A 4,931-nucleotide genomic window follows, 5' to 3' on the forward strand; every position below is an offset into this window, starting at 1 on the left:
AGGCGTCCTTCGCTGAGCACCAGGACGCTTCGGCCGGTGGGAAGTCTCCACTCGTGAACCTGGGGCTTGATCTCGACGCGTTCGGTACCAGCGAGGCTTTCCAACCCCGCCATGTCGATCTCGTTGTCGAAGTGTCCGACGTTGGCGACGATCGCGAGGTGCTTCATTGCGAGCAGGTGGTCCACGGTGACGACGTTGCGGTTACCCGTTCCCGTGATGAGGATGTCGACCTGACCGATGACATCCTCGAGCCGGGCGACCTGGAACCCGTCCATGGCGGCCTGGAGCGCGCAGATCGGGTCGATCTCGCTCACGATGACGCGAGCGCCCTGGCCGCGCAGGGCCTCAGCGGCTCCCTTGCCGACATCCCCGTACCCGGCGACGAACGCGACCTTCCCTCCGATGAGCGCATCGGTTGCGCGGTTGAGACCATCGGGCAGGGAGTGGCGGATGCCGTACTTGTTGTCGAACTTGGACTTGGTGACCGAGTCGTTCACGTTGATCGCGGGGAAGAGCAACTCGCCGTCGCGTGCCAGCTCGTAGAGCCGGTGGACGCCTGTTGTGGTCTCTTCGGTCACGCCGACGAGCTCTTGGCTCATCCGCGTGAAGCGCTCGGGGTCCCGCGCAAGGGAGCGCCGCAGCACGTCGAGGACCACCCGATACTCCGCGGAGTCGCCCGGAGCGGCATCCGGCACGGCCCCCGCCTTCTCGAACGCGACGCCCTTGTGGACGAGGAGGGTGGCGTCGCCGCCGTCGTCGAGGATGAGGTTCGGGCCGTCGAAGCCCTCGGCCGACCAGTCGAAGATGCGGTCGGTGCAGTCCCAGTACTCGGCGAGCGTCTCACCCTTCCACGCGAACACCGGAACACCCTGCGGCGCGTCGACGGTTCCGGTCGGGCCGACCACGACGGCAGCCGCGGCTTCGTTCTGGGTGGAGAAGATGTTGCAGCTGGCCCACCGCACTTGAGCGCCGAGAGCAACGAGAGTCTCGATCAGAACCGCGGTCTGCACCGTCATATGCAGAGAGCCGGCGATCCGCGCACCGCGCAGCGGCTGCCGGGGACCGAACTCCTCGCGCAGAGCCATCAGGCCCGGCATCTCGTTCTCGGCGAGGCGGATCTGGTGACGGCCGGCGTCTGCGAGGGCGAGGTCGGCGACGGCGTAATCGAGCGCGGCGATCGTGGGGGTCGACATGCCCGCCATTCTCCCACGACGCGGACGGTCGAGACTTCGCCGCCGTCAGGCTCGCAGGGTCTCGTGGCGCACGACGACCCAGCCGCGCGGCATGGCAAGCCGCTCGGTGTGGATGCTGCACAGATCGTGCGCGTGGATCACGGCCTCCGGACCCAGCGGGCCGAGAACCGCCATCTGGTCGCCGTAATCGTAGGTGAGCGTGGCGACGGCCTCCCGTGCGCACGCGATCTTGGAGCACAACCGTTCACGCATCACCGTCACGGTACCCGCGAGCCAGTGCTGACGACCCCCGCCACGCGGGACAGATGACAGCCTGGTGACGATCGGGCGCAGCGTCGATGCATCGCGGGGGCGATCTAGGATGGGCGCATGGCCTGGCGACGCTCCCGCTCAGCCCCGGCGAGATCCCGGCGCCCGGCGCGTCATGGGCGCCACGGGCGCGTAGGACGGAGCCCCGTCGTTCGTCCGCCGCTCCCACCCCTGGATACCCGCATCGACCGGTTCGATCTCACCGTCGGCACCGCGGCGGAGTTCCTTCGCTCGGCGTGGGAGGAGCTTCGCGACGTCAGCTTCGAAATCGGCGACATGCCCCCCGCAACGGATGCCGACGGCATCCCCCGGTGGGCGGTACTGACCGACCAAAAGCGCATCATCCTGTACCGGGTGCCGCTGGAGCGCCTGTCGCACCTGCACCGCAACGATGATCTGCATCGCCGGATGATGATCGAGGGGGCAGTGTTCCGAGCTGCGGCGCAGTACCTCGGCAAGGATCCGTGGGATCTCGGCCCCGACCGCTTCCGCTACTTCTGAGGATTGCTCAGGGGTAGACGACGATCGGTTCCTGGCCCACGGTGGAGGGGAACACCGGGAAGGCGCCGAGAGCACCGGCACCGACGTAGCCGACGCTCGCGCGCACGGGTCCCCCGCTGGTGAGCTCGTAGGATGCCGCGGCCCGCAGCGGCACCTGGACGCTCGCTCCCGCGGGCACGGTCACCGGGACGGGGTCAGACCCGGGTTCCGCAAGCTCGACAGCCACATCCGCGGCGCCGAGGTTGGCGATGGTCAGGACCGGCCCGGGCCCGCTCGGTACGGCGATCACGGCGGCTGACTCGATATCCGGGGACGGCTGGTACCACGCGAAGTCAGATGCCGCACCGAAGCCGGTCGTCTGCCACACCGCTGCCGCGACCGGCGTCGAGGCAACCACATCCACCGTGTACGACCCCACCGGCAGGCTGGGCATCTCGACGGCGGCCGGGATGCCAGCGCGCAGCTGGACGTTCACCGGATCGATGGCAGGGACTGCAGCACCGACAGCTCGCACCGAGATCGTCGCCTCGGTGTCGGCATCGGGCGAAAGGACCCGCACGATGGTCCCGGCAAGCCCCGTGCCGGTGCCGAGAGCTCCCTCGGTGACCGTGACCCCGACGACAGTTTGGCGCGTTGCGAGCTCGCCGAGCGCTCCGGCTTGATCGACCCCGCCCGGCTCGAGGACCCGCGTGATACTCGACTGCAGGGACGCCGCGACCGGCGCGCCGGTGGCTTGCACGTGCACGACGGGGCTCTCTTCACCGAGGGCGAGGCCTGCGAGCGGGATGATGCGTTGCGCGCCGGGTCGCACGACGATGTCTCCGCCACCGGGCGGGACCTCGGCTCCGCCCGCTCCATAGACAGTGAGGGTGACAGTCGCAGCAACCTCGCCCGGGTTCGAGAGCACGATAAGGTCGGCGGCGCCTGTCGTGCCGGCTCCGGCCACGAGCCACGAGTCCAGCAGCGGCAGGCGGCACGACGCCGCGCTGTATCCCGCGAGGTCGGGGTCGGCGACTGTCGCGGATCCGGCGGCGGCGAAGGGCTCCGAGCCCGGTGCTGATCGAAGCACGAGGGGTGAGGTGCCCGTGGCATCCGAGACCAACTCGCTGCGATCAAGGGCGTTCTCGCCCGCCGTCGTGACCGCTTGGGGCGCTGCAACACTGATCGAGCCAGCGGCTTCGGAGTCTCGCGCTGACGCGAGGAGGTCGCCGGCGCACACGAGGGTCTGCCCGGCCGACGGTGGCGAGACAGCCACTGACGCCGGTTCCGGCGCGATCGTGGGGACCTCGATCTGCGGCACCAGCGCAACCGCGGCAATGGCGCCAGCTCCCGCGAGAACACCGAAGACGGGTCGGAGCCAGCGTGAGGCCGTGACTGTCATGTTGCCTCCTCACCCGTCGGCTCGCTCGGCAGGGCCTGGGCCTCCTGCGCGCCATCTTCGAGGCGTCGGGCCTTTCCGGCATCCGCTGCTCGCTCGGCGGCAGTCAGGCCCACGATGCGCGGATGTTGCCGGGCGCGGGCGCGGCTCCTCCCCGTCGGTGCCGCGAGCAGCAGGGCGATCACGATGACGGCGATCTGGAGGATCTCGAGTGCGATCCCCCCCGCCGGGCTCGCGGCGCTTGGCCGGGCGCCGATGTCGGAGGTGACACGCCACAGATCGCCCCGTTCGGTGGCCCCGACGGGATCGAGATCATCGCGCTGATCGAGTGCGGTGGCGGACTCGCGCCGGAGCACGTCGGCTGCCGGCGCGTCGGCGCCAGGAGCGAGCAGCACGAAGGCGATCCCCTGGTCGCCCAGCGCAGCAACGGCGTCTGGCGAGGTCGAGCTCACGAGGGCGGCGGCAGTCGCAGCGAGCTGAGCTGACGCGTCATCCACGGCAGTCCGGGTCTCGAGCACGGTGCTATGTGCCCCGATGGTCTCGCTGCCGCCCCAGACCACGCGTGCGGCGAGGCTGCCGTCGGCTTCAGCCGTCAGCACGATCGTCCCCGTCGCGGTGTCGCCACCGCTGTCGGCTTCGACATACGCCGGTAGCGTGCTGGTCGGACCATTCGTGAGTGCCGTGGCGCCCCGCGCCGACGCGGTCAGCGCCGGAGCTGCCAGGATCACCAGAGCCACGATGCAGACCACCGCAGCGGATGCCGAGACGGCTCCGGCTCGCCGGCGGAACCGAGCCATCTCGGCCCGACCGAGTTGATCGAGGGTCAGGGTTGCGCCGCCCACGATGCCCCACCAGGCAAGGCTGAGCCCCGCGCCCGGCCACAGTCCGAGAGCGTTCGCGCCGTCGAAGCGCACCGCGATGTGGGTTGCAGCGACGGCTGTTGCGACGCCGAGCACGATCAGGGCGAGATGAGCGAGACCGACCGGCCATCGTGGCGTCGCAGCAGCGGATGCCGCAAGCAGCGCGATCGGCACCAGCAGGACCGCCGGCACCCACAGCGGCACGGTGGAGAAGAGCTCTGCCCACCCCGCACCGCTTGATGCGGGAAACCCGAGAGACACCCACAGACGAGTGCCTGCGCTGGTCGCCTCGGCCAGTGAGCGGATCGGAGCGCCTGGGTCGGCGAGCAGACCCCACGGCGTTCCCGCATGCACCTGCGTCCATGCCACGGGGCCGAACAGCACGATTGTGGGAACGGGAATCCACAGCATCCGTGCGATGCTCGCCCCGGAACGGCGCACGGCCGCCGCGATGAGCCCGGCGATCAGGACCACGGCCAGCGCGGGAGCAAGCGAGGGTGCCGCAGCAATGACCGCGGCCGCCAGCAGGGACGCTGCTGCTGCCGGAACCCACGAGCGGTGCGCGACGGCACCAGCGAAAACCAGCCACGGCAGCAGAAGGTGCACGATCACACCAGTCGGGACGCCCTGAGTGAGGGCGACCAGGAACGTCGGCGCCAGCGCCCAGCCCACACCGGCAGTGATGCGCAG

At 70.0% G+C, this 4,931-nt stretch carries 4 protein-coding genes and 1 pseudogene; 1 reads left to right on the forward strand and 4 read right to left on the reverse strand.

Annotation, left to right across the window (positions count from 1 at the left end; genetic code table 11):
- Both B3587_RS03290 and B3587_RS03295 read right to left on the reverse strand, forming a co-directional pair.
- On the reverse strand, positions 1 to 1,193 hold a 1,193-nt coding region (locus tag B3587_RS03290; protein ID WP_292726533.1), incomplete at its 3' end, for an adenosylhomocysteinase.
- 45 nt (positions 1,194 to 1,238) lie between these two features.
- Positions 1,239 to 1,445, reverse strand: a complete 207-nt coding sequence (locus B3587_RS03295; protein ID WP_195693236.1) for a DUF3499 family protein — start codon at positions 1,443 to 1,445, stop codon at positions 1,239 to 1,241.
- Positions 1,446 to 1,562: 117 nt separating this feature from the next.
- Here B3587_RS03295 and B3587_RS03300 point away from each other — a divergent pair, with 117 nt between their 5' ends.
- Positions 1,563 to 2,003 (forward strand): metallopeptidase family protein, encoded by a 441-nt coding sequence (locus B3587_RS03300; protein WP_228177573.1) that lies wholly within the window; start codon positions 1,563 to 1,565, stop codon positions 2,001 to 2,003.
- Positions 2,004 to 2,010: 7 nt separating this feature from the next.
- Here B3587_RS03300 and B3587_RS03305 read toward each other — a convergent pair whose 3' ends face one another.
- Positions 2,011 to 3,384 (reverse strand): DUF5719 family protein, encoded by a 1,374-nt coding sequence (locus B3587_RS03305; protein WP_228177572.1) that lies wholly within the window; start codon positions 3,382 to 3,384, stop codon positions 2,011 to 2,013.
- Positions 3,381 to 4,931: pseudogene (locus B3587_RS03310) on the reverse strand (glycosyl transferase); the annotation flags it as partial. The gene B3587_RS03305 and the pseudogene B3587_RS03310, both read right to left, overlap by 4 nt.

It is taken from the genome of Microbacterium sp. UBA837, assembly GCF_002296025.1.
GTDB lineage: Bacteria > Actinomycetota > Actinomycetes > Actinomycetales > Microbacteriaceae > Microbacterium.

Bases quoted from the DNA above. Each gene is read 5' to 3' on its own strand.
- B3587_RS03295 (WP_195693236.1), bottom strand. From the start codon at position 1,445: ATGCGTGAACGGTTGTGCTCCAAGATCGCGTGCGCACGGGAGGCCGTC.
- B3587_RS03300 (WP_228177573.1), top strand. From the start codon at position 1,563: ATGGCCTGGCGACGCTCCCGCTCAGCCCCGGCGAGATCCCGGCGCCCG.
- B3587_RS03305 (WP_228177572.1), bottom strand. From the start codon at position 3,384: ATGACAGTCACGGCCTCACGCTGGCTCCGACCCGTCTTCGGTGTTCTC.